Raw genomic sequence first — 20,902 nt, 5'->3', positions numbered from 1 at the left:
GGAAGTAGAAGCACCTAAAGGTTACGAATTATTAAAAGAAAAAATAACTGTAAAAATAGAAAAAGATGCAGTAGTAGAAATTAAAATAGGAAATAAGAAATTGCCAGATCCAATGGGGAAAATGAAGCTTGTGAAAGTAGACATAAGTGATAAAAATAAAAAACTAGCAGGGGCAAAGTTTCATATAGAAGATTCAAAAGGAAAAATAGTTGGAGAACTAGTAACAAATGAAGAAGGAGAAGTAATATCAAAAGACTTACCAAAAGGAAACTATACCTTAGTGGAAGTAGGAGCACCTAAAGGTTACGAATTATTAAAAGAAAAAATAACTGTAAAAATAGAAAAAGATGCAGTAGTAGAAATTAAAATAGGAAATAAGAAATTGCCAGATCCGACTGGGCAATTTGAAATTGAAAAAGTTGATGATATGGATAGTGAATTAAAGCTAAAAGGCGCTGTATTTCAAGTGTTAGATAAAGAAGGGAAAGAAGTTAGTAGATTAATAACGGATGAAAAAGGAAAGGTGATTTCCAACCAATTAGCAATTGGAAAGTATACGATTAAAGAAATAAAAGCACCGAACGGATACATGTTACTTAGAGATCCAATAGAAATAGAAATTACAGAAGCAGTAAAGACACAAAAAATAACAGTGAAAAATGCGAAGAATAACTGGGTAATTCCTAATACTGGTGGGAGTGGAACAACAATTTTTTACGTAATTGGTATTATGCTAATGTTTGCTGTGCTATATTTCTATAAGAAAAATCGTATATTATGAACTAATTTTATAGAGTTAGACAGATCGTTGCGTTAGAGAGTTTTTAGGACATGAGTTCGGTATTGTACTGGACTCATGTTACTAAATTTGTTGAAGGAGGAAGGATAATAGTAAACATAGAATATGTTAATGAATTAAAATATTCAAGAGGTGAACATGGTGGCAATAAAACAAGACGAAATTAAAGTAGTTGTCGGAGCTGGAGTGTTTAATAATAATCCAGGTTGGATTCAAACGCAAGAAGATGAACTTAACTTACTAGATAAAGCTACGTGGGAAGGAAGATTTGAATACAACTCTATTTCAGCTATTTTAGCTGAGCATGTATGGGAACACCTTACTTTTGAAGAAGGTGTAAGAGCAGCTGAAATTTGTTATGAATTTTTAAAACCATCTGGTCATATTCGGTGCGGAGTCCCTGATGCATTCTTTCAGGATGAGGCATATCAAAATATAGTTCAAATAGGGGGCCCCGGTCCGAAAGATCATCCAGCAGCAAGTCATAAAATCGTTCATAATTATATAACATTAACGAAAATGTTTGAAACTGCTGGATTCGAGGTAGTTTTACTTGAATATTGTGATGAAAATGGTCGGTTTTATTACAACGAATGGGATGCAAACGACGGTGTTATTTTCCGTTCGAAAAGGTATGATTCTAGAAATAAAGGCGATAAACTTGGTTTTCCATCGCTAATTGTCGATGCGATTAAGCGCTAATCATTCAACAAAAAAGGAGTTAATCCTATGATTTCATAAGTCGCAAATGCGGCTTTTTTATTTGTACATAAATCTATATTTAATTTTCAATATTATATAACTCGATTTAGAAAATATTTAAGTTTTTCTCAGCACCATTCACTTTAAATTAACACTTCGTTGACATAAATATTTATTTTATATTTATATTCGTGTAAAATGAAATGGGAACATATATTCTATATAAGGAGACAATCAAAATGATAGCTGAAATTAGGAAACTAACTGATGGATATATTGTAAAATTTGAACGCCAATTTCCATATACGGCAGAAGAAGTTTGGTCTGTATTAACAGAAAACAGTAAGCTGAAAAAATGGATGCCCAATTTACAGATTGAAAGCCTTAAAACTGCTGGAATAATAAAGTTCGACATGATGGACGGTTCATTCATAAATATTGATATTTTAGAGTGTCAACTAAACTCAATACTTGAATTTACTTGGGATAAAGACCGTGTCAGATTTGAAATACATAATGAGGAAAATGGTACTCTTTTACTTCTTAAAGAGTACATTCATGAATTAACAGATCATACACCGAGAGATGTAGCTGGTTGGCATATTTGTTTAAATCTTTTTTCTTTCGTTTTAGAAGGAGAAGAGAAAGAATTTTCTAAAGATGAATGGCAACAGTGGTTTGAAATATACAAGGATAAGATTCATGAAGTGAGAGGATAATTGCATAATAGGTAATATTCATTATGTAATTATTATATTGTAAAAATGCTTTTGTGAATAAATAAGAATAGAGGTTAATATGAAAGTAAATCAATTAATTGCTAATAACATAAATAAATTAGATGCAACTATACCGTTTAATAAATCGTTTGGAATTGCTGGTTTATCTGGATCGGGTAAAACAACTTTTTGCCAAACAATTGGTGAAGAATCAAAAAAACGATTAGTTTCTTTATTACCAAAGGCTGAATATCAATATTTATTTCCTAACATTATGGAAACAAATTTTAGTGCCATTAAGATGGAAGAAATGCCTTTAGTACTTTTTCTAGGAAAATCATCGATTTCGTCTAATCCGCGTTCAACGATTGGTACTCATACTGGTGTTTTTACAGAGGTTCGGGAAAAACTTGCTGAAGTATTTAATCTTTCTCCAGAGGTCTTTTCATTTAATAATCAATTAGGCTGGTGTACTGGTTGTAAAGGCCGTGGTACTACAAAAAATGTTGAGTGTAAAAAATGTAAGGGAAAACGTTATAGTGAAGAAATTGAACAACATGAAATTAATTTGCTGGACAAGCCACATTCAATCTCAAATATTAATGATTTAAGTATTGAATCTATTCTTTCACTAGCAAAAGAGTTAAATATTAGTGAAGAAAAACAGCATATACTGCAAAATATTATTAATATGAACATTGGTTATTTAACATTAAATCGAATTATGGGTACGTTATCAGGTGGAGAGTTAACACGACTTTATTTGGCCGAATTCATGGCAGTAAGTGAAAATGCTGTAATTATTATTGATGAGATTTCAGTTGGACTTGATCATGAAACTTTATTACAAATTTTAGAAGAGATTAAACGATTAGGGTGTAAAAATCAAATTTGGCTTATTGATCATTCAGATACAGTACTAGATACATCTGATGAGCAATTGTTCTTTGGACCTGGTAGCGGAAAATATGGCGGGAAAATTGTGGAAGAATCACCAAGACCAAAGTCAATACTGTGGGATGGAAATAAAGAAATACCAACAGAATTTTATACATTCTATGATTTATATTGCCGTAATATCCAAATAGCTGAGTTTCAAATTCCTAAAAACAGGCTTGTAACAGTTACAGGAGAATCAGGATGTGGGAAATCTACACTTGTCAACGAATGTCTAGCTACAGATTTTTTGAAACGATATCCAAAAGATAAATTAGTTATGGTAGGACAAGACCGAAATCAATCAATTACAAGTCGATCAACTGTAGCAACTTTCCTAGATATTAAAAAGAAACTGACAAAGTATAGTGAAGACATTGATGATATTTTTGAGCGCTCGATTGAGGATATTATTGATGAACTTCCAAATGAAGATATCGCTTATAAACGTTTGAGCCTACTAATTAAATTAGGACTTGGCTATTTAACATTAGAGAGAAAAACACAAACATTATCGACAGGTGAGTTTCAATGTGTTCATTTAGTTTCGGAATTATTTGCAAACACTAGAAATCCACATACATTATTCATTTTTGATGAGCCTTCAAAAGGTTTATCACAAAATATTTTAAATCAATTTATCGATAGTATTAGAGGTATTCTGCAAGATGAATCAGTTTCTATCATTATGATTGAGCATAATCGTTACATGTTAGAAAGCTCTGATTATATAGTTGATTTTGGAAAAAGGCAGAATGAATCTGTAGAGCATTTGGATGTTGTTAATCATGAGGATTACTATCGTCAAAAAAGTAATGTGAATAGCACAAAGAAAATAAATATCTCTTCAATGCTTAAGCAGAAAAAAGGAGTTCACTATTTAGAAGAAAATCATATTAACTATTTTAAAAATGCCGAAAATGTTTATAAGGGCGGTATTTTAAAAAGTTTATCATCAATGGCTAGGTTAATTTATGGTGAATATGAATCTGATACAATCGCACCTGTTATTGCTATTGATCTTGAAAGACATTTATATAGTCAATATAGTTTCTTATATGAGATTGGTGGATTAATTAATCATATTGTAGCTGCTCATCCAATTAATAAAGATACGGGAAGTTTTGATTTCTATTCACAGGACAATCATTGTTCATCTTGTTCTGGACGTCTTCAAATTGAAGTTTTTGATAAAGATATTGCCATTCAAGATAAAAGTGTTCCATTTTGGGATGGGCTATTCGATCCAGAAATCATGAAGGTATTAAAATTTTATCAGCATGAAAAAATAGAATTTCTATTCGAAGAAATAAAAAATGAGCTTGGTCACGATTTGTCAAAGAGCTATAATGATATGTCAGAAGAAGAAAAGCATACGTTTTGGTACGGATATTTTGAAAAATCATTTTATGATAAAAAAGGAAAGACACGCAGAACATGGGTAGGATTTAATACAATTATTGGTGGATATATTGTTATTTCAAAAGCACCTATTAAAGAAGAAATTAAGAGTTCAAAAAAAATGATGAAATGTCCAATTTGTGAGGGGACGGTTTTAAATCATCATAAGCCACTTAAATTTGGTAACGTAGATATTCGTGAAATAATCAATCAGCCTATTAATAAAGTATTGAAAACAGTTGGTGATTTACCGGCACTTGTTAAATTGAAGTCTATTGTTGGTGGCGATATGGTATTGACGGAAGATGTTTCTTTATTGCCAAGAAAAGCACAAGTTGCATTGAAAATGTTTGAATTAGAACAAGCAAGCTTTTCAAACTATGAAATGGTGTTACAAAATGTCTTACCATTCTGGAGCGAAATAAAAGGAAATATCGAATCCATTAGTGTTAATAATCAGGTAACTGTTTGTGATTTCCCTAATGTTTATGAAACGAGAGAAGCCATTATAGATAAGTATTTCACAAATGGTAAATATAAAAAACTTACGTATGTATACGAAGCGTTTGGATACAAAAAATTAGTTACTCAAATTAATAAAATTAAAAAAAGTAATCCATGTCCATTTTGTAAAGGTAAGAAAGTGATAACCGAAGATAATCTACATGATGGTGTCTTTAAACTAACAATTCCATGTGTAACTTGTAATGCAAGTGGTATTAATGACGAAGGGTTAAAAGAAGTTGTTGAGGGCGTGGATGTACAAACGTGGTTAACTGGAAAAGTAAGTGATGTTGTGGATGAAAGCTTATTAACAGAAGCTGTTGCGCAAATATCAATTTTTAATCGCATACGTGAGTTGGATAAACGAGATATGATGGCGGTTTATGAATGTCTTGAGAGTAATCAGTAAATTTTATTAATATAAATTAATAAAACATATATTCTTTATAATGTATATATTAGCGCAGTATAATTAATACAAGGTAATGAAGGTAATGAAAGAAGATCCAATTTCTTAATATCAAAATTAAGAAATTGGATCTTTTAGTATTTTTATGTCTCCATACAATATTTTTCGATAAGAAAAGAAGTAATATGGAAGGAGAGATAAAAAACTAATAGTGATAAACGATTAATATATTATGTAATTATTATATTATAAAAGCTAAAATTAAGGTTGAAAACGGTTCGTAAGTGATATATTTTGTTTATTAATCTATTTTTCATTGTCTGATTTTTTAAATTTAACAGAAATATATACTTGAATGAAGTATATATTTCTGTTAAATTTATCCTATGGATAGAACAAGTTTAATTAAAGGTCATTTAGAAATGTGTGTATTATCTATTTTGTCGAAAAAGAAAAGTTATGGTTATGAGATTATGAAAGAACTTGAAATAAACAATTTAAAATTGAAAGGAGTAGGAAGTATTTATCCTATTTTAACTAAGTTGAAAAATCAAGAGTGGGTTAATACTTATCAAGAGGTAACAGACAGTGGTAAAGTAAGGATTTATTATGAAATTAATGAAAATGGGAAAATACGTCTTGAGAAGAAAATTAATGAGTGGTTAGAATTGCAATTGGACATTCAAACATTATTAAAAAGCGGTTTGAAAGGAGACCTTCTGAAATGAGGAATAAATTGATAGGTAAAGAAAAGCAATTTTTAAGAGACGTACTTAAGGAATTAAAGCAATACGATATTAGTTTAGAAGAAAGGGAAAATATTAAGCGACAAATATTAGAACATATTCAAGAGTGTCGTGAACATGGTGAAGACAGTATAGATGATTTAGGTACCCCTCAATTATTTGTTAAAGATTTTATAGAAATAAATGAAATTGATTTACAAGTTAAAATGAAACAACTTCAAAATGAAAAAGGAAAATTCAACACATTTATCTTACGTGGCATATTCATCGCATTTATTACTTACCTCATCTCGCAAACTACATTTTCAATATTTTTAACTGAATCATTTAATTCAACTAATAGCAAAAATACATTTAATTATAATATTTTATATCGCATATCAGAGAATCAATGGTGGAACGTTTTATTAATAATGATTAGCTTTATGCTCTCTGTAGTAGTGTTTATTAGCTTAGTAAGTTATAAAAAAAGAAAGCTATCTAAAGTATAATGAAGAAAACTATCTATAAACTATTTCAAATCTATATTCTTTGTAATGTAATAGTATTATGTATCATTCATCCAAAATCATATGCTCAGCAAGATATTAAAGCTACTTTAGATAAGTATATTGAAAAATTTATAAAAGAACAGAATATTCCAGGGGCTGCTGTTGCAATTGTACATAATAAAGATGTATTCTTCACTAAAACGTGGGGGATTACTGGGGAATCTGAAAAAAAAATAACTAGTAAAACACCATTTGCAATCGGATCAATAAGCAAATCTTTAACAGCTTTAGCTATAGTGAAATTAATAGAAGACAAAAAGATAAAATTAGAGGATTCAGTTCAACAACATCTTCCTTGGTTTAAACTAAAAGATTCTCAAATATCCTCATCTATAACAATCCAACACCTTTTAACTCATACAAGCGGAATAAACACATATGAAGGCTTATTAATATCAGATAAGCAATCCAAAAGTTCTACAGCATTAAAAGAAAATGTAATGAGACTTTCAAATGTAAAATTAACTGCTCTACCAGGAGAAAAATATCAATATAGTAATGCGAATTATATTGTTTTAGGTGCACTTATTGAGGAAATTACAAATGATACATATTCCTCATATATGGAAAAACATGTTTTTCAGCTATTAAATATGAATGGTGCGGCAGCAAGTAAAGAAACTGCATATGAAAAAGGCTATTTAACAGGTTATCAGTCATGGTTTGGCATACCAAGAAAAAGTGTAGTGTCCTATGATAATGCCGGGGCACCGTATGGTTATATTACCGCAAATTTGGAAGATATGATTCAATTTATTATGTTTTTGAATCGACAAGAAGATACTCAATTTTTAAAGAAAGAAAACATCGACCTTTATCTTACACCACTTTATAACATAAATTCAGAAAAAAGCTATGGTTTTGGATTAAGAACAACAAGTATAAATGAAAGCGAAACGATGATTTGGCATTCAGGATCAACGCCCGATGCTCGTACAGAAATATTTACTTTAAATAAAAGTGGCTGGGGTGGTGTGATTTTAACAAATAAAAATCATGTATTAGAAGAACCAGCACTTTCAGTATTAAAAAAGGGGATTATTAATATTTTGAATGAAGAAGAACCGGTTGATCCCCATAAAAGCATACCATTTACACAAATTGTTATGTCTACAGTTATACTCGCGCTTTTCATTTCATCAATTATGTTAATTAAAAAATATAAACATAAGAAAACTGTAAAAAAATTAACTTGGTTATTCGTAGGGACTCTATTCCTACTATTATCTATTATTTTCATCCCACTTCTTACTTATTGTACAAGCTCACCATGGCGTACGATAAAAATATTTGCGGCAGATGTAGGTTTACTTACAAGTATTATAGTAATTTTATTAGCTGTGAACGGATTATTATCAATCTTTATAGGTATAAGACAGAAGAGTGTATAAGGGTAAATAATTAAAGAAATATAATTCAAACGTTATAAACAGTTGACCCTCACACAATGTCATTGTTTAAGATAAAGTTGAGCTTCAAAGTAGATGTAACTTATAGGAGGAAATCATGTTTAAAATAGGGGATTTTTCGAAACTATCTTCCATTAGTATACGTATGTTGAGACACTACGATAAAGTGGAATTATTACAACCAGTAAAAGTCGATGAGCAGAGTGGATATCGATTTTATTCAGCTGACCAATTAAAAAAGGTAAATCAAATTCAAACATTAAAAGCTATGGGGTTTAATATTGCTACCATCAAAGAAATAATAGAATGCGATAATATAGATAGCATAAAAGAGCAATTTTTAAATCGTAGTGCTCAAATTAAAGAAGACATGAATAACCTCCAAAAACAATTACGTCTCCTCGAAGACTCAATGAAAACGATGAGAGAGGATGTTGTTGAGATGAATTATCATGTTTCAATAAAAGAAATTCCAGAAAGAACTGTAGCTAGTGTTAGAAAGATTATTCCATCGTATAATTGCGAAGGTGATTTATGGAGTGTATTAATGCAAGAAATTCAAATGAAAAATATTAGTATTGCCCAACCGAGTTATAGTATTGCGGTTTTCCATGATCGTGAATACAAAGAAAATGATGTAGATATAGAAATACAGCTAAGTATTCTAGGTAAGCACGAAAATACAAAAGACGTTACATTTAAAAATATGGAATCGACTAATGTAGCTTCTATAACAGTTAATGGAAGTTATGAACAGATGACAGCTGTAAATGAGGCTGCGGCAAAGTGGATTGAGACAGAAGGTTACAAATTAGCAGGCCCGATGTTTAATATTTATCATGTGAGCCCAGCGATGGAATCGGATCCTAATAAGTGGGTTACAGAAGTTTGTTATCCAATAAACAAATAAGTAATAAAAAAGGCATGTTTTATGCCTTTTTTATTTTATTAATATCTCAAAATATATAAATTTTCCTCTTTACAGTTTTCGTATCGGACTACATAAGGCAATAAATACTTCAATTATTTTAGTAAAAGCAGCTAAAGCAAATATAAATACAGGATTGTAGGCTGAAATAATTCCACCTACTAATGCCCCCAACGGCATAGATAATCGTGTAAGTACACGAGAAAAACCTAAAACACGTCCTTGCAAATTGGATGGAACAGTTTCCTGCCGAATTGATGTAACAATCGTATTCCATGTGATATTACATGTCATCGCGATTCCGAAAGCAATTCCGGGAGCGAGCCAATATGTACTCCACAAAGCAAATGTTAATCCAAGCGCTCCCAAAAATAGGAGTAAAGGAATAAGTACACCACGTCGAAATTTCTTTTCTAAAGGAACGGCAATTAAGCTTCCTAAAAGCCCACCTATTCCTATTAAAGTATAATTATAGCCACTTTGTGCGGAGGTAAGATTTAATGTCGACAATAAATAATACATAAGTATACCTAAAACAGCACTTGCTCCAAAGTTACCTACCATTGCTTGAAGTGACAAAGCTATATTTAACCGATCATTTTTCAGCCATTTAAATCCATCAAACAAATCATTTAGTACATTTTGCAATGTTTTTTTATCAGTATTCTTTTTATTTAAGTTTTTCATAGAAGGTAATATAATCACAGCAATTAATGTAGCAATAAATGAAAGAACATTAATCCAAAGTACTTGAAAGCCGTCAATAAAAGATATGAAAAGCCCAGCTATGATTGGACCAAACAAACTAGCCAATTGATTAACCATTTGATATAAAGAATTAGCCTTCGTTAATGATGCACCTGCGATGTGTGGAATGACTGTAACTGTTGTTACATCAAAAAGCATGGACATAACTGCTAAGATAAAAGTAATTACGTATAAATGCCAGACTTCTAATAGATGTAATGCATGTAAAATTGGTACGAGACTTACTAAAATAATATTGGTAATATCCGCCATCCAAAGTAACTTTTTTCGATCATATCGATCAACTAGTACACCAACTAAAGGGCCAAATAAAACGATTGGCAATACGTTAACAGCAAATAAAGAACTCATAATTACAGCTGAACCAGTTAATTGATAGGCAATCCAAGGCAGTGCAAAAGTATATAGTGAATCCCCGATTCGTGAAATGAGTAAACCAAAAATAAAAATCTTGTATTCTTTTGAAAAAGTTGTCTTGACAGTTAATCTTCGTTCTTGTACAAATTTCACAATTGTATGACCTCCTTTTTTTATAGAGGAATTTGAAAATAATCCGTCCAATATGTATTAAATATAGAATTCTGTAAGAAGTTGTTGAATCCTACTTTATAATATTGATTTTATATAAAATTGTAGGGAATAGAAATTAGGGCGGTTTTTATGCGAGGAGACGGAATGATTTGAGAACAAAAGGGGTTGCTGGATAAAGAGTTAATCTTATGACCTTTTCCGCAATTATTGTTGTTAGCAGAACTTTTGAAAGAAGATCCTACATTAATATATCCCTTTTTTAGTTAATAATAGCCTCCTTAATACTAGTTAATACAAGGAGGCATTAAATTTTTAATAATTAATGGTATGTGTACCCTCCATCAGGAAATAATACATTACCCGTAGTAAAACTATTTTGCATTAAATATAGGACAGTATGTGCAATTTCATCATTAAATCCAGCTCGTTGTACAAGTGAAAGAGATTTATAAGCTTCGTAAGCAACTAGTCTATTTTCATTTTGTTCATTTTCTCTTTGTATTGTTCCAGGAGAAACCACATTAACTCTAATAGGAGCTAATTCCACAGCTAAAGCCTTCCCTAAACTTTCAATAGCACCATTGCAAGCTCCATAAGCAGGAGCGCCTTTAAGTGGTCTTTGACTAAATGCACCAGACATTAACACAATCGATCCAGAGTTTGAAAGAAAAGGAATTGCATATTTTACGGCATAATATTGAGGCCAAAACTTTCCGATGAAGCTACTTTCAGCAATTTCCTCTGTAGAGGTAATCGGTCCAAGTGTGTAAGAGGCTCCCGGTGTGAATAAATGATCAAAGTTCCCAACTATCTTGAAAAAATTTTGTAATTGCTCTTTATTTTGATTATCCAATATATAAGTTTGAAGATGATTGTTATTTATTACTTCTCGAGCAACTTTTAATTTTTCTTCCGAGCGTCCGGCAATAATAACATGTGCGCCTTGTTTAATTGCTTGTGTTGCTGTTGCTAATCCAATACCAGAACTCCCGCCAATGATAACAATACGGCTATTTTTTAATGTAGTAATAGACATATTTTAGCCACTCCTTTAATAAAAAATTTAGAATATAACTAACTGTGCTATGCTTTTATTATTCGCTAAAAGGGAGCAAGTGAAAAGTACGCACTTTATATGTACATAGTCGCAAATTTCGTACTAATCGCTATACATGCGGATAAGTAATAGGAAAAATTTCTAAATATGGTTTATCCCGCATTAACGGGCAGTAAAACTCTCACCTCAAAGTTAGGAAAATGCAAGGAAGTTAGGGAAGAGATCAATTGCCCGTAAAAGCTCGATTGGTTCAACTAATAATCAGTGTGGGATGAACAAAACCCCCACTGATTAAAGTTTCACTTTATGATATCTGAGGAGAGGTGAGAAAAATGGATTTACAAGAAACGAAGTTAAAAGGGGTAATAGCAACATTACAAATAATCGGTGGGAAATGGAAGTCACTCATTTTGTTTATTTTGCTAACAGATGGAATGAAACGTTTTGGTGAATTAAAGCGATTGATACCAGATATATCTCAAGGGACGTTAGCGAAGCAATTACGTGAATTAGAGCAAGATCAACTAATAAAACGCGAAATTTATCAAGAAATACCACCTAAAGTAGAATATAGCTTAACTGAACATGGAAAAACAGTCAGTACTGTTTTGGATAGTATGTGTAGTTGGGGAAGAGGGCATTTAGAATATATAGATAAAGATAAACCATAAAAATGTTATGTAAACTTATTGTAGTGTGAAGGGAAATGTTGTTTTAATAATTTGTATTTTATAATATATAATTAAGGAGTGTCGTAGGTTATTATACATATTTAATTTATTTTTACAAAGGGGAAGTAATAAGATGAACGAATTAGAGTATAAAAGCTTCTATGATAAAGTAGGAAGATTAAATGGATGGGATTTTAGCAAAATAAAATGTGAAACTGTAGGAGATACATGGGACTTTTATAGTGAGGTAAAAGAAAGGTGTAAACCATCACATATTTTACTTGATGTTGGTACAGGCGGAGGAGAAAATGTACTTAACATAGCATCATCAGCTAAATTGTTGATTGGAATTGATAATTCTAACGGCATGATTGCAACGGCACATTCTAACTTGAAAAAATCAGGTGTACAAAATGTTGAGTTTCTTCAAATGGGTTCTGAAGCTTTAACATTTCCACATGCACATTTTGATATTGCTTCAAGTTGTCATGCCCCGTTTCTGGCATCTGAGTTAGCGAAAGTAATGAAAAAGGGTGCCTTTTTCTTAACACAACAAGTAAGTGAGAATGATAAATTAAACCTGAAAGAAGCATTTGGTAGAGGACAATGCTTAGGTGAACGGGATGGTACTTTAAAAGAAAATTATATGAATGAACTTATTAGTGCAGGATTTGATCTCGTGCAAGTACGTGAATATGATGTTACTGATTATTACAGTAGGTCTGAAGATCTCATTTTCTTATTAAAACATACCCCTATTATTCCTAGATTCGGAGAACAGGAAGAGGATTTTACTATTTTACAAAAGTTCATTGATACGTATAGTTCTGAAAAAGGGATTCGTACGAATTCAAAAAGATTTATGATTATTGCTGTTAAATTATAATGTATTTTAGTGTAAAAGCTGCTTTTCATTTAAAGAAAAGCAGCTTTTTGTGTGGAAAAGAATACAGGAAATACTTGAAAATAATAGAAATAAATAAAGTGTAAATTAAAAAATCAAAATATGGAGGATAAATGTTTTGAAACGTTACTATATTAGCAATGAAAAAATAAATGTACATATTACTGAATGGGGGAATAATGAGAAGCCCGTTATCTTTTGTTTACATGGATTAGGTAGTACGAGTTTAAGTTTTATAGAAATTGCTGAGGAATTAAAAGAAGAGTATAGATTTATCTCCGTTGATGCACCTGGACATGGTAAAACACCCCCATTTGAAAGAACAGAAGATTATGAGATGCACAATTTAGCAAATTGGTTAAATGAAATAATAAATGAATTGAGAATCAAATACTTCTATTTTCTATCACATTCATGGGGAAGTTTTGTAGCGTTATTTTATTTGTTAAATCATCCAGAAAAAGTACAAGGAAGTATTCTTATTGATGGTGGATATCAAACAAAAAGGCTTCGAGAAGAAACGTTGGAAGAAGAAATTGCTTATTATGAAAAGGACTTTGATGAATACGTTTTTAATAATTGGGACAAATTTTTCAAAAGTGAAAAAGAAGCTTATACTAGATGGTCTTCATTGTTAGAAGTTGCTGTAAAGGATCTAGGGATCGAAATGGATAATAAAGTATGGTGGCATGCCAGGGGAAATACAGCTAGTAATATAATAAGAGGTATGCATAAAGATGAAACAATAGATATATATGAGAAGCTACCGGCTAATATTGTATTACTTCGAGCTACAGTCCCACAAGTTTGGGCGGATTATAGAGATAAGACAGTAAATATTTTTAAAGAGAAAACGGACAGTATAGTAAAAGTAATTCCTGATACTACACACATGTTGCACTGGGATAAACCAGAAATTGTTATAGCGGAAATAAAAAATAATTGGAGCTAACATATTCATACTAAAGTTGTAGTTTCTATATGAAAAATCCATCCTTCCGTTTGATTTTATCTATTTATAATTGTAATACAATACGAATAGATAATAAGAAATGAGGGGGAATGTAAAGTGATTACACATATATCAGATATAAAACTACAAACGGTTTCCATAGAAGGGGTAAAACAAGTTTATAAGGACATATTATCTTTTCCAATAAAAAAAGAAACAGAATCCTTCATTCAATTTGAAGTAACACCTTATACAAAAATTAGTTTTCAAGAAGTGTATGAACCAATCGCACCTGCACATTTTGCTTTTGAAATCCCATATTCAAAATTCCATGAAACAGCAAGGTGGTTAAACGACTCTGGATTACTCATTGTGAAATGGCAAAATGGAAATGTAATTGGTGAAGAGAATGGTCTATTCAATTTATACTTTAAAGACGGAGATGGAAATCTACTCGAAATTATTGCGCATAGTTATGTTAAAGAAGATGTATTAGTACCATATTCACCTTTAAACATTTTATACGTAAGGGAAATCGGTCTTCCCGTTAAGAGTGTACCTGTTTTTACGGAATGGTTAAAATCAAATCTAAATATGAAAACGATGGAAGATGGGGATATTTTTAACTTTGTTATAGGTGGCACTGCATATATCGTCGCGACTTGGTGGCAGCGACCTTGGATTCCAATCGCGATGAAAGCTCTATCACCGAAAGTACACGTTTCTTTCGGAACACCAGACGTCGCATTTTTACAGCGAATCCATAATAACTTTAAGATAAATAATGTTCCCTTTGAATGTAAACATAATGAAGTATCATTTATTGAGCAGGGATATTCATTTTCTATTGTGTATACACCAGAGTTTCATTCCAATATTCCTAAAGAACTAAACTTACCACTTTCTATTTAAGGATAGAAAGTGGTAAGTTTTTTATATCTTCGTGAAGAAGGTTTTCGTTATGATTAGAGTGAATGCAAAGAAAAGGATTAAGCGTTATTCAAATTTATTTTAAGGAGAGAAATGAATCTAGGTAATCCAATTGCAAAAGGGAATACTGCAGAAATTTATTTAACTGATGATAAGGTTGTAAAATTATTTAAAGATTACCTCCCAGATACAGAGTCTATGAATGAAGCAAAAAAACAAAAATATGCGTATTCATGTGGGTTGCCAGTTCCAAACGTATTTGAAGTGAAAAAGATACAAAATAGACAGGCAATTATTATGGAACATGTAAAAGGGGACAACATTGGTGATCTTCTGCTTAATAATTTAAATGAGGCAGAGCGTTATATCAGCCTTTGTGTTAATGAGCAAAAAAAGATCCATGCTATACATGTAAATACAGATGAAATGGAGTTAATGAGGGAAAGGTTAGAGCGTCAAATTAAATCTGTGTATAAATTGGATGAACGCAAAAAGAAGGATATATTACAAAAATTAGATTTTATTACATTTGATTTTAGGCTATGTCATGGAGATTTTCATCCATTTAATTTGATTTTGAGTAAGGAAGAGAAAGTGAAAGTTATAGATTGGGTAGATGCTAGTTCAGGTGATATTCGCGCAGATGTATTTCGAACATATTTGTTGTACTCACAATCTTCGGTAGAATTAGCTGAGATGTATTTACATATATATTGCAGTCGTACCGGCTTATCAAGAGATGAAGTTTTTCAATGGGCTCCTATAATTATTGTAGCTAGATTTTCTGAAAAAGTATCACCGCAAAATGAAGTGTATTTGAGAAGATTATTGAATCAGTATTTATAAGTCATAAAAAAGGTTGTCAGCTAATTAATAAATGCTGTTGTTTAACCAAAGTTTCCTTGCAGTTAAACAACGGCATTCTTAAATATTGATATAGGTATTCTTATTTTCGATCTTCATCCTATAAAGGTTCATAATCCGTACTTGTTCCTCCGTTAATTCTTCTTTATCCCAATACATATGCATTAAGCTATATTCAAAAATCTCCTTTAATTTAATAAATAACGGAAACTTGTCTTTCATCTCTTTTGGTAGCTCATTTTCCTCTTGGTAGCCTTCAAATAGTGCTTTTGTAATAGAATACTCATAGTCAACGATATTCCCATTTCCAGCAAATGAATATTCTATCGCACTATAAATAGGAACGGCTAAATCGAATATGTAAAAATGTTTTTGGAATGAATCCAAGAGAATATCAACTTAACAAAATGCCTATCCAATCATTTGTTAAACTAAATTTAAATAAAGAAGGGGCGTTTAAAATGAATATTTCTAGAAAAATAGAGGTTGAACAGTTACGAAATAGGAAGAGTGAGCTATTTGATAAAGAGGTACTTAACATATTAAATGGTCAAGTTATGTATGAAGAATTTAAAAATAAAAAGCTAATGGGTGATTCTGATTATGCACCATTTAATGAGGCAATGTGTGTGAACCCTGCTACTACACAAGTTTTTGATGAGGATTTTATTAAAACAAGAGCGGAAGGACATAACAGTTCCGTAGAAAGTTATACAAAAAAGGTTATAGATCCGTTAGAAAAACTTTTTACGAAAAATTATAAATGTATTGTTTTATGGTTTGGTGAAGATATGTTTTGTCAAATGAACTTACTTACCATACTTTCTCACCTTGAACAGTCTGTTTATGAAGGGAAGGTATACTTAAATAACTTTAGAGAGGATGAATTTAAAGTAAATCAAATTGAACTTGAATTGGGGAAGTATTCTTCTATATACAATGAAGTATTAGTAAACCATAAAAAGACCTCTCATAAGGTACCACCTGTAATGTATCAGGCTATAGACTTATTTTTAGAAATGTTAACAGAAGATAATGCAGTAATGAAATTCATCTCTAAAAATAAAGATTTATCAACTCGTGAATTATTAATAAAGTTGTTTTATCTTTTTCCAACAATCGGATATGGAGATACTCAGTACATAGAGCTGATTAATAAAATAAAGAAGAAAGCTACACCAAAAATATAGGTGCAGCTTTCTTCTTATAATTGCTCAAGTAATTCTAATTCTTTTTCTACAAATAGCATTAGTTCTTTAATTGTTTCACCAGAAAAATCAAAACGAATACCGGCTGCATCATACACTTCTTTTATAGATTGCGAGCTTCCTAGTGATAATGCCTTTTTATAATTTTCTAGCGCTTGCTTAGGATCCTCTTTATATTGTTTATACATTTGTAATGCACCAAGTTGGGCGATCGCATATTCAATATAATAAAATGGTACTTCAAAAATATGGAGTACAGGTAGCCAACTCGTTGCTATCCAGTTTTCGTAGCCATCAATATGTATGACGCTAGACTGATAATGTTTTTGAAGTTGTAAGTATTTTTCATTTCTTTCTTCAGAAGTATGACTTGGATTTTCATACAGCCAGTGTTGAAATTGATCGACAATAAGCATAATAGGTAAATATGAAATAACATCTTTAAAGAAGTTAATTTTTGCTTGTTTTAAATCTTTTTTGTCTGTATAGAAGGTATCCCAATAATTAAGCGAGAATAACTCCATTGTCATACTGGCTAGCTCAGCTGTTTCAGCTGGAATTTCTATATACTGTCGTAATTTTAATGGTTTTATGAGTTCGTTATGAATACTATGACCCATTTCATGTATAAAAGTGACAATATCATCTTGTGTATAATTTAAGTTCATAAAAATATAAGATAATTGTGAAGCTGGTAAGTACTCACAAAAGCCACCAGCTGCTTTTCCTTTGCGGCTTGTTAAATCAAGACAATTGTGTTTATACATTCGGTTTAAAAGTGCTGAAAATTCAACATCTAGTTTATTAAAGATATGAGTGCTCTTTTCAATTAAATCATTTTCATTTGCAATAGGTTTAAGTACTTTTTGATCTGGAGTTACAGCTGATACATCCCACGGGCGAAGCATATCCAATTGCAGTTTATCTTTTTTCTCTAGCAATATTTTATCTTTAAGAGGCACAACATACTTACGTATGGATTCAGCTAGTTCATAGCAATCTATCGCTGAATAATCAAAACGCTCGTATTTTTTGAACATATAATCGCGATAATTCTCTAGTTGAATATTTTTTGCTTTTTGATGGCGAATTTCAATTAATTGATTTAATATGTTTTGGAGTTCTTTTTCAACAGATAAAAATTGTTCAGAAATAATGGTTTTTGCCTTTTTACGGGTGTCACGATTCGAATCTTGTAAATAGGATTGTAATTCTGTTATCGTTTTTTCTTCTCCGTCCCAAATTCCACTTAATCCTCCAGTGATTTCAAAGTACTCTGTGACTAATTTGTCTTCCTTTATTTCTAATTCGATATTTTCCTCACAAAATAACTTTTGAGCATTTTTTATTTTTGTATCTAATAAACCATATACGTTAGAATCTAATTCCATTCGAAAAGGTGACTCTAAATATTTATTATCCAATAAATTTTGGTACCGCTTTAAAAGTGGCTTTACAAATTGTTGATCATGTTCAAAAGTATCCTTTATTTCTTCATCATCCGTATTACATTGAAAGGCGATGTAATGTGATCTTAATTGTTCTTCGATGTCCCAAATTACTTTTGACTGCTCTTTTAACCAATTTTCAAGGTCTAGTTTTGAAGAAATCATTTTATTTAATAAAGTCGAAAGAGTTTTTTCCAATTGTAGTACATTACTAATATCAATCGTATTTACATGTTGCATTATATATCCCTCACTTTTTATTTATTCATAGAGATATTCTATTTATTAATTGTAATTCCCTTGTTAAGTGGGGTAAATGTGAAATAATGTTAAATTTAATAATGAAAGAAGGTATTTATATGTCAAAGTAAAAAGTTTATCGTAAATGAAAATATATGGAGGGGTGCTGCATGAGAAAGGGAAAGAAGTTACTTGTATTTTTATTTCCACTTGCTTTATTATGTGCCTGTGAGAATGACATTGAAGATGCTAAAAGTGAAGAGTCTATAGTGATGGATATTGCTACAGCCGCGGTAAAGGAGGAATCTTTTTTTAGTGCTGCTATAAGAGATGAAAAAGAAAGAATATTAGATTTAGAGATTGCTGATAGCGAAGATAGTAACGAAATAAAAAATGATATTAATAAAAGATTGGTGATACAAGGTGTAACGTCTTATAAAATCAATATAACTCAAAGAAATAGAGAAGTTGTAAAGGCAGAGAGTAGATGGAATCAAGTTTTTGGACATATATTTGATGACGTATTCAGAAAAAATGGATATGAAGGGTTTGGTATTCAGCAAATAAATTATAAAAAGAATCAACCTGTTACCATTGATATAAAAACTAAGATTAGCGATGATGAAGTAGGGGCGAGAGAACTTGGACAGAAAATAGAAAAAGAAGTTGAAGGGGTACTTAAAACAGAAGCAGTAAAGAAATGGATTGAAAATGATTCATATGCTATTGGGATTTACGATATAGATGATCGGAAAATTAACTAATTGAGGAATGAATGCTATATGAATGAAAAATCGATATAATTAAATATGGAATTACTGAAGGAGGTGTAAGATGTATAAGTATTTACATATTTTAAACGACATAGAAAATATGATTCAAAATGGAGAAATAAGAGAAGGAAAGAAATTACCGTCTATACGGTCACTCGTTACGCAATATGAATGTAATAAGGCAACAGTTATACGTGCTCTTCATGAATTAGAAAAGCGTCACATTATATATTCTGTCCCTCAAAGTGGATACTACGTTGTTAAAAAATCAGAGAGTACTATAGAAAATAACGAGATAATTGATTTTGTCTCCTCAGCACCAGATCCAGATGTTTTTCCGTATTTAGATTTTCAACATTGTATTAATAAGGCTATTGATACGTATAAAAATGATTTGTTTGTATATGGAACGCCGAAAGGCTTACCATCTTTAATACCAGTTATTCAAAAACAACTAGCAAATTATCAAGTCTTTACAAAAGAAGAAAATATTTTTATAACATCAGGTGTTCAGCAGGCACTTGCTATATTAACTTCTATACCATTTCCGAATGGAAATGAAACTGTATTAATTGAACAGCCAACATATCATCTATATATTGATTATCTAGAAATAAATAAAGTTCCTGTAATCGGTATTAAACGTACGAATGAAGGTATCGATTTGAATGAATTGGAGCAAATATTTCAAACTGGAAAAATAAAATTCTTTTATACGATACCGAGATATCATCATCCGCTTGGAACTTCTTATTCTAAAGATGAGAAAGAAAAAATCACACTATTGGCTAAGAAATACAATGTATTTATAGTGGAAGATGATTATTTAGCAGATTTAGAAACTGATTCAAAAGCAGATCCGTTATATAGCTTGGATAATTGTAGTCATGTCATATATTTGAAAAGTTATTCGAAGATTATTTTTCCTGGTTTACGGGTTGGAGTTGCAGTCATCCCACCATCCATTGCAAATGCGTTCTATACATACAAAAAGATACTAGATATTGATAGTCCGATGATTTCTCAAGCGGCTTTAGAAATTTATATAAAGAGCGGTATGTTTGAACGTCATAAAAGTAAAATTAATTCTTCCTACTATAATAGATCAATAAAACTAGCAGAAACATTAGAAAAAGTGCAAAATGAAGATCCATCATTATTTACATATAATAGACAAAACACATTTGGAATACACACTTGTTTAGAAATGCAGAAAAACACAGTTACAGAAACACTTATACAAAAATTAGGTGACAGGCAAATAAGTGTCGATACTATTGATAAGAATTATATGAGGAATTTTCCTAAAGAAAAACTGTTAAAGTTAAATGTTTCGAATGTAAAAGAAGATAAGATTGAAGAAGGTATTCGTAAAGTAATTGAGGAAATCAAGCAATTAAGACAGTTTAATTTTCAGTTTAGAAAAGAATAATTTGAATTAGGAGGTTCGTT

20 protein-coding genes are annotated in these 20,902 nt (G+C 30.9%); 16 read left to right on the top strand and 4 right to left on the bottom strand.

The window, feature by feature from the left end; genetic code table 11:
• The 8 genes from MR107_RS20320 to MR107_RS20285 form a co-directional block, all read left to right on the top strand.
• A partial coding sequence (locus MR107_RS20320; protein WP_242292644.1) for a SpaA isopeptide-forming pilin-related protein occupies positions 1-781 on the top strand: 781 nt, incomplete at its 5' end.
• 156 nt (positions 782-937) lie between these two features.
• Positions 938-1,501: a class I SAM-dependent methyltransferase gene (locus MR107_RS20315; RefSeq protein ID WP_000225731.1), complete on the top strand. Its 564-nt coding sequence runs from the start codon at positions 938-940 to the stop codon at positions 1,499-1,501.
• 239 nt (positions 1,502-1,740) lie between these two features.
• Complete coding sequence (locus tag MR107_RS20310; RefSeq protein WP_242292643.1) at positions 1,741-2,220, top strand: SRPBCC family protein; 480 nt, start codon at positions 1,741-1,743, stop codon at positions 2,218-2,220.
• A 79-nt stretch (positions 2,221-2,299) separates the two neighbouring features.
• Complete coding sequence (locus MR107_RS20305) at positions 2,300-5,470, top strand: ATP-binding cassette domain-containing protein (RefSeq protein ID WP_242292642.1); 3,171 nt, start codon at positions 2,300-2,302, stop codon at positions 5,468-5,470.
• Between the two features lie 386 nt (positions 5,471-5,856).
• Complete coding sequence (locus MR107_RS20300) at positions 5,857-6,198, top strand: PadR family transcriptional regulator (protein ID WP_000376286.1); 342 nt, start codon at positions 5,857-5,859, stop codon at positions 6,196-6,198.
• Positions 6,195-6,707 carry a DUF1700 domain-containing protein gene (locus tag MR107_RS20295; protein WP_001244707.1) on the top strand — a complete coding sequence of 171 codons (513 nt, stop codon included), beginning with the start codon at positions 6,195-6,197 and terminating at the stop codon, positions 6,705-6,707. The genes MR107_RS20300 and MR107_RS20295 overlap by 4 nt, the downstream gene beginning before the upstream one ends.
• The gene (locus MR107_RS20290; RefSeq protein WP_000751427.1) at positions 6,707-8,158 is read left to right on the top strand and encodes a serine hydrolase domain-containing protein; all 1,452 of its coding nucleotides are present in this window, start codon (positions 6,707-6,709) and stop codon (positions 8,156-8,158) included. Before MR107_RS20295 ends, MR107_RS20290 begins: the two co-directional genes overlap by 1 nt.
• 115 nt (positions 8,159-8,273) lie before the next feature.
• Positions 8,274-9,086 carry a MerR family transcriptional regulator gene (locus tag MR107_RS20285; protein ID WP_097987321.1) on the top strand — a complete coding sequence of 271 codons (813 nt, stop codon included), beginning with the start codon at positions 8,274-8,276 and terminating at the stop codon, positions 9,084-9,086.
• 69 nt (positions 9,087-9,155) lie between these two features.
• Here the strand turns inward: MR107_RS20285 and MR107_RS20280 are convergent, their stop codons facing one another.
• Entirely contained in the window at positions 9,156-10,382 is a 1,227-nt protein-coding gene (locus tag MR107_RS20280; protein WP_000673895.1) for an MFS transporter, read from the bottom strand.
• Positions 10,383-10,722: 340 nt separating this feature from the next.
• A complete protein-coding gene (locus MR107_RS20275; RefSeq protein WP_000029108.1) occupies positions 10,723-11,439 on the bottom strand; it encodes an SDR family oxidoreductase in 717 nt (238 codons plus the stop codon).
• A gap of 353 nt (positions 11,440-11,792) precedes the next feature.
• On the opposite strand from MR107_RS20275, the gene MR107_RS20270 reads away from it, so the two are divergent.
• From MR107_RS20270 to MR107_RS20250, 5 genes are all read left to right on the top strand, one after another.
• On the top strand, positions 11,793-12,131 hold the full coding sequence (locus tag MR107_RS20270; RefSeq protein ID WP_000365541.1) for a winged helix-turn-helix transcriptional regulator: 339 nt from the start codon (positions 11,793-11,795) through the stop codon (positions 12,129-12,131).
• Positions 12,132-12,264: 133 nt separating this feature from the next.
• Positions 12,265-13,017 carry a class I SAM-dependent methyltransferase gene (locus MR107_RS20265; RefSeq protein WP_001003873.1) on the top strand — a complete coding sequence of 251 codons (753 nt, stop codon included), beginning with the start codon at positions 12,265-12,267 and terminating at the stop codon, positions 13,015-13,017.
• 136 nt (positions 13,018-13,153) lie between these two features.
• Positions 13,154-13,987, top strand: a complete 834-nt coding sequence (locus MR107_RS20260) for an alpha/beta fold hydrolase (RefSeq protein ID WP_000833456.1) — start codon at positions 13,154-13,156, stop codon at positions 13,985-13,987.
• Between the two features lie 117 nt (positions 13,988-14,104).
• Positions 14,105-14,899 carry a VOC family protein gene (locus tag MR107_RS20255; protein ID WP_226368693.1) on the top strand — a complete coding sequence of 265 codons (795 nt, stop codon included), beginning with the start codon at positions 14,105-14,107 and terminating at the stop codon, positions 14,897-14,899.
• 111 nt (positions 14,900-15,010) lie between these two features.
• Positions 15,011-15,763 (top strand): aminoglycoside phosphotransferase family protein, encoded by a 753-nt coding sequence (locus MR107_RS20250; RefSeq protein WP_242292641.1) that lies wholly within the window; start codon positions 15,011-15,013, stop codon positions 15,761-15,763.
• Between the two features lie 78 nt (positions 15,764-15,841).
• Here the strand turns inward: MR107_RS20250 and MR107_RS20245 are convergent, their stop codons facing one another.
• Positions 15,842-16,168, bottom strand: a complete 327-nt coding sequence (locus MR107_RS20245) for a hypothetical protein (protein ID WP_002006075.1) — start codon at positions 16,166-16,168, stop codon at positions 15,842-15,844.
• Between MR107_RS20245 and MR107_RS20240 the strand changes: the two genes are divergently transcribed.
• On the top strand, positions 16,159-16,971 hold the full coding sequence (locus MR107_RS20240) for an AraC family transcriptional regulator (protein ID WP_242292640.1): 813 nt from the start codon (positions 16,159-16,161) through the stop codon (positions 16,969-16,971). The two genes, MR107_RS20245 and MR107_RS20240, sit on opposite strands and share 10 nt — an antisense overlap.
• Before the next feature lie 14 nt (positions 16,972-16,985).
• On the opposite strand, the gene MR107_RS20235 is transcribed toward MR107_RS20240, so the two are convergent.
• Positions 16,986-18,677, bottom strand: a complete 1,692-nt coding sequence (locus MR107_RS20235) for a M3 family oligoendopeptidase (RefSeq protein WP_242292639.1) — start codon at positions 18,675-18,677, stop codon at positions 16,986-16,988.
• Between the two features lie 170 nt (positions 18,678-18,847).
• On the opposite strand from MR107_RS20235, the gene MR107_RS20230 reads away from it, so the two are divergent.
• Complete coding sequence (locus MR107_RS20230) at positions 18,848-19,441, top strand: DUF4030 domain-containing protein (RefSeq protein ID WP_001225387.1); 594 nt, start codon at positions 18,848-18,850, stop codon at positions 19,439-19,441.
• Positions 19,442-19,511: 70 nt separating this feature from the next.
• Positions 19,512-20,882: an aminotransferase-like domain-containing protein gene (locus tag MR107_RS20225; RefSeq protein ID WP_242292638.1), complete on the top strand. Its 1,371-nt coding sequence runs from the start codon at positions 19,512-19,514 to the stop codon at positions 20,880-20,882.
• Positions 20,883-20,902 lie beyond the last annotated feature (20 nt).

The organism is Bacillus cereus group sp. BfR-BA-01441, from assembly GCF_022663075.1.
Lineage (GTDB): Bacteria > Bacillota > Bacilli > Bacillales > Bacillaceae_G > Bacillus_A > Bacillus_A cereus.
This window is presented reverse-complemented; position numbering and strand designations above follow the sequence as displayed.

Bases quoted from the DNA above. Each gene is read 5' to 3' on its own strand.
- MR107_RS20315 (WP_000225731.1), top strand. From the start codon at position 938: ATGGTGGCAATAAAACAAGACGAAATTAAAGTAGTTGTCGGAGCTGGA.
- MR107_RS20310 (WP_242292643.1), top strand. From the start codon at position 1,741: ATGATAGCTGAAATTAGGAAACTAACTGATGGATATATTGTAAAATTT.
- MR107_RS20305 (WP_242292642.1), top strand. From the start codon at position 2,300: ATGAAAGTAAATCAATTAATTGCTAATAACATAAATAAATTAGATGCA.
- MR107_RS20300 (WP_000376286.1), top strand. From the start codon at position 5,857: ATGGATAGAACAAGTTTAATTAAAGGTCATTTAGAAATGTGTGTATTA.
- MR107_RS20295 (WP_001244707.1), top strand. From the start codon at position 6,195: ATGAGGAATAAATTGATAGGTAAAGAAAAGCAATTTTTAAGAGACGTA.
- MR107_RS20290 (WP_000751427.1), top strand. From the start codon at position 6,707: ATGAAGAAAACTATCTATAAACTATTTCAAATCTATATTCTTTGTAAT.
- MR107_RS20285 (WP_097987321.1), top strand. From the start codon at position 8,274: ATGTTTAAAATAGGGGATTTTTCGAAACTATCTTCCATTAGTATACGT.
- MR107_RS20275 (WP_000029108.1), bottom strand. From the start codon at position 11,439: ATGTCTATTACTACATTAAAAAATAGCCGTATTGTTATCATTGGCGGG.
- MR107_RS20270 (WP_000365541.1), top strand. From the start codon at position 11,793: ATGGATTTACAAGAAACGAAGTTAAAAGGGGTAATAGCAACATTACAA.
- MR107_RS20265 (WP_001003873.1), top strand. From the start codon at position 12,265: ATGAACGAATTAGAGTATAAAAGCTTCTATGATAAAGTAGGAAGATTA.
- MR107_RS20250 (WP_242292641.1), top strand. From the start codon at position 15,011: ATGAATCTAGGTAATCCAATTGCAAAAGGGAATACTGCAGAAATTTAT.
- MR107_RS20240 (WP_242292640.1), top strand. From the start codon at position 16,159: ATGAATCCAAGAGAATATCAACTTAACAAAATGCCTATCCAATCATTT.
- MR107_RS20235 (WP_242292639.1), bottom strand. From the start codon at position 18,677: ATGCAACATGTAAATACGATTGATATTAGTAATGTACTACAATTGGAA.
- MR107_RS20230 (WP_001225387.1), top strand. From the start codon at position 18,848: ATGAGAAAGGGAAAGAAGTTACTTGTATTTTTATTTCCACTTGCTTTA.
- MR107_RS20225 (WP_242292638.1), top strand. From the start codon at position 19,512: ATGTATAAGTATTTACATATTTTAAACGACATAGAAAATATGATTCAA.